Source organism: Lysinibacillus sp. GbtcB16 (assembly GCF_019091145.1).
GTDB classification, from domain to species: Bacteria; Bacillota; Bacilli; order Bacillales_A; family Planococcaceae; genus Lysinibacillus; species Lysinibacillus fusiformis.
Genome location: NZ_JAGXJV010000045.1, coordinates 1 through 1,983, shown reverse-complemented (window position 1 = coordinate 1,983; position 1,983 = coordinate 1). Strand labels below are relative to the sequence as shown.

Annotated in this window: 1 protein-coding gene and 1 pseudogene; both read left to right on the top strand. The window is 33.2% G+C overall.

Annotated elements, in window-relative coordinates:
- The coding region (locus tag KVT27_RS23080; protein ID WP_217582015.1) for a tyrosine-type recombinase/integrase at window positions 1-444 on the top strand (444 nt) is incomplete at its 5' end.
- Window positions 445-960: 516 nt separating this feature from the next.
- A pseudogene (locus KVT27_RS23075) lies at window positions 961-1,983 on the top strand (hypothetical protein); the annotation flags it as partial.

Below are 1,983 nucleotides of genomic sequence, written 5' to 3'. Positions count from 1 at the left end.
GGCAAAAGAATGATTGCGCTTGATGATGATACTATAACAATTTTAATAGAATGGAGAAATAGACAAAAAGAAATAGGTTTAGGCAAAGAGAATGATTTTGTTTTCAGTTATGACGGGTTGCCTATGATTAAGTCAACAATAGGTCGAATCATTGCTCGTTACGCAAAATTTGCAGATGTGAAAAAGATACAAGCGAAAGGGTTGCGTCATTCACATGCTTCGTATCTTATCAATGAGTTTAATGTGTCAGTACTTGTTTTGTCGCAACGTATGGGGCATTCAAGTCCCGAAATCACTTTAAAACATTATGCTCATATGTGGAGTGGTGCTGATATTGCTATTGCTGACGCAATGACTGGAAACATAGAAATTAAAACTGCTAAACGAACAAAAATCAATTTTAATGGAAATCAAGCATTAAATAAAAGCAATGTAAGAGGGTGATTGTATTACCATTATTATCGTATTACTAGTGCGACAGGCGATGAAAGAAACTTAGTGGCGGAAATTGCTTGAGCATGGAGAACGGCGTAGCGAACCCTTTACAGTGAGCAGGGGCATGTTAACCTATTTGGTTCGAGCCACAACTTTTTTGAAAAGCTGTGGCTTGGCTCGGAATAAACATGCCCCGAAAGGCTCGCTGTAAAGGGCGTTCGTAATGTTCAAGCAGTTGGAGCAAGGGCAATTATATGAGTCTTTTAGGTAAGGTTTTGTTAATGAACTTGGATAATATAAAAACAAGTCAAATGTGTTTGTTGAATCTAAAAATAAAGAGTAGAGGTACCTCTCAAAATATATAGAGGATAAAATTAGTTTTGCTAACATATTATTCAAGGTTATAATAGTAGAGATGTGAAATTTATATCCGAAAAGTATATGAAAGGTATGCAGATTTCAAATATAATTTTTCAAAATTATTAGCTAAACAAACCTATACATTTTCTTTAAAGGGGGATTTTTATGGACCATATAAAATTCAAACAAATAGCTGAATCTTTAAGGCAATACAGAAGAGCTGAACTTAGAGATTTTGAAGATGAAATTGGTGTTGATCCAGTTAATAAAATATACGTGGATCCCCTTCCTGGAGATGCGGTATTAAATTCAATATTGTCTGGGAATACAACTTTTCTACTGGGTAGAAAAGGAACCGGGAAATGCACAGTATTTTCAAAAGCACAGCTTTTAATGAAAGAAAAAAAGAATATAATTACTATCTATTTAGATGTTAAATCTCTTTATGATATGATTCCAAATCAACAAGTTTCAGATGGCGTAATTCAAAATGAGGGTATTAGTGAAGGTGCATTTAGAGCCCATATTTTAAGAAAATCGATGCTTGGACAAGTTATTTCGGATTTACTTAAGGAAATAAAATCTACTTGTGAAAACTTATCAATTTGGGAACGCTGGATGGGGAAAAGAAAACAGTACGATGAATTAACGAAAAGCCTAGAAGAAATACAGGGTAGGGTAAAAAATACCAAAATGGATTTACATGAACTACCAGTATTACAAAGGATTACAACACAGATAAGATCTAAGAGTCAGACAGAGAATACTCAAACTACAAATTCTAAAGCATCAGCTCAAGCTCAATATAAAAATGGATTACCATCTGTTGGGGGAGTCGCAGAGTCAACAATAACTGATTTTGATAAATCATTGGACGACAATGAAATTTATAATGAATATTCAGATATGGTGTATAAGTCATTTCCCTTTAATGAAATAATAACAGAAATTCAAACATTATTGAATGAATGTGGGTTATCTAAGATGGTTATTTTCCTTGACGATTTTTCAGAACTCAATTTTATAGACCAAAGATTATTTGTCGATGTTATTTTATCCCCACTTAATAACTCTAGTAATGAGACGATTAAATTAAAAATTGCAGGATATCCAGGCAGAGTTTATTTTGGGAAAATTGATCCTAATAAGGTAGATACACTTAATTTAGATTTCTCTGAACTATATGAA